2 protein-coding genes are annotated in these 2,065 nt (G+C 71.9%); both read right to left on the reverse strand.

The window, feature by feature from the left end; all coding sequences use genetic code 11:
- Positions 1–1,265 (reverse strand): site-2 protease family protein (locus tag GTP90_RS35530; RefSeq protein ID WP_371875189.1); only part of this gene is annotated, 1,265 nt, incomplete at its 3' end.
- A 9-nt stretch (positions 1,266–1,274) separates the two neighbouring features.
- On the reverse strand, positions 1,275–2,065 hold a 791-nt coding region (locus GTP90_RS35535), incomplete at its 5' end, for an efflux RND transporter periplasmic adaptor subunit (protein WP_161087907.1).

Below are 2,065 nucleotides of genomic sequence, written 5' to 3' on the forward strand. Positions count from 1 at the left end.
GCCAGCAGCGCGCCGCTGCGCCGGGCGCGGCGGCTGTGGCGCAGCGCCTGCCAGCGCCGTCCCCAGGCGTGCAGCTCGCGCCACAGCGGCAGCGCGACAAACCAGCCGATCTCCACCATGAACAGCAGGATGCCGACCGCCTTGATGAAGAAGTGGTACACCAGCGCGGCGATGCCGAGGAACAGCACCAACCGGTAGATCCACACCGCCCAGGCAAACAGCACCAGCCCCGTGCGGCGGCGGGGCGGGAACGATTCCGGCGCCGGCTCGCCCAGCGCGAACAGGCGCTCGCGCAGGTCCCAGCGCGCCAGCGCGAACGCGCGGCTGTGCAGGTTGGGCAGGCCGAGGTAGTCCGACAGCAGGAAATAGCCGTCAAAGCGCATGAACGGGCTGGCGTTGATGGCCACGGTGGCGATCCAGGTGGTGGTCGACAGCAGGAAGGCCACCTGCTTGGGGCCGCCCTCGGGCAGCCACGCCCAGGCCAGCGTGGCCCAGCAGGCGATCATCAGCTCGGTCACGATGCCGGCGCCGGCCACGGCCAGCCGCTGGTCGCGGCGCGCCAGCTTCCACACCTCGTTGGTGTCGGTGTAGGCCACCGGCCACATCACCAGGAACGCCAGGCCCATGGTCGGCACCCGGCAGCCGTAGCGCTTGGCCGTGAGCGCGTGGCCCAGTTCGTGGCAGACCTTGGCAAACGTGACGGCGCAGCCGTACAGCAGCGCCCCGTGCCAGCTCAGCGTATCCATCAGCGTGGCGGAAAAACGCTCCCATTCGCGGTAGGCGCCGGCCACGCCGAATACGCCGGCGGCCACGGTCAGCCAGCGGAACGCGGGCGAGAACAAAAACGCCAGGCGCGGCGCCAGCCACGTCAGCCAGCGGTCCGGGCGCAGCAGCGGGATGCGGAAGAACAGGTAGTTGTGCAGCAGCCATTGCTGCCAGTTGCCGCGCTGGCGCGCGCGCATGGCGGCAAACGCCGCGGCCGCGCCGCGCCCCGGCTGCAGCAGCTGCTGGTCGCGCAGGAAGGCCAGCAGGCGCTCGATCGCCCCGCCGTCCAGCTGCAGCGCGGTGTCGCGGTTGATCGCGTCGATGACGGCCTGCGGCTCTTGCAGGTTCCAGCGGCTGAGCATTTCAAAGCTCGGCCAGTCGAGCTGGAAGAACTGGTTGCGCACCGGGTCGTGCAGGGTCCAGCTGGGCTGGCCGTCGGCCAGCCGCGGGCCGGCGTCGATGGCCAGCTCCTGGCGCAGCGGGGGAAGGCGCGATCGCATCACGGCGCCTCAGAACGCGAGGAACTGGCGCACGCTAGCCAGCGGACGGCGCAGCATCCAGTACACCAGCGGCACCCGTTCGCCGCCCAGCTTGGCCGTGCCCTTGAGGCCGATGCGCTGGCCGGCCACGCTGTCGAGCTTGGCGCGCACGCGGTAGGCGTAGCTGCCGTCCGGGCGCGCGGTGGCGCGGTGGCTCATGTAGCGCAGGGTGCCGGTCAGCGGCGTCAGCGGCGCCGACGCCAGGTACAGGTGCAGCGGCGCCTGCTCGGCCAGCGGAATGGCGTCGCCGATCGGCACCCAGGCTTCGATCTCCACGTCGGTGGCCGAGGCCACCTGCAGGATGCGCTCGCCCGTCTGCACGGGCCGGCCTATCCATTCGGACGGATCGTCAAACAGCGCGATGCCGGCCTGCGGCGCCAGCACGCGCGAGCGCTGCGCCTGGCCTTCAAGGAAGCTGGCCTGGGCCTGCTTCTCGGCGATGCGGCCCAGCAGCGTGGCCAGCTGCGCCTTGGCGCGCGGGTCGTTGAGCATCATCTGGGCCGCCTGCCGGTACTCGGCCTGCGCGGTGGACAAGCCTTCGCGGGCGACGTCGAGGCGGCTGCCGATCGGCGCCTGGTCGAACGAGAACAGCTCCTGGCCGGCGGCCACCACCTGGTTGGGGCGCACGGCGAAGTCGGCGATGACGCCGTCCAGCGGCGCCCGGATCGTGGCCGGATTGGCCGGCACCAGCTCGCCGGGCGCGAGCACCGTCAGCCGCACCGGCATCAGCAGCACGGCCAGCACGGCCACGGCCACGCCCA

The sequence above is a fragment of the Duganella vulcania genome (assembly GCF_009857655.1).
GTDB classification, from domain to species: Bacteria; Pseudomonadota; Gammaproteobacteria; order Burkholderiales; family Burkholderiaceae_D; genus Rugamonas; species Rugamonas vulcania.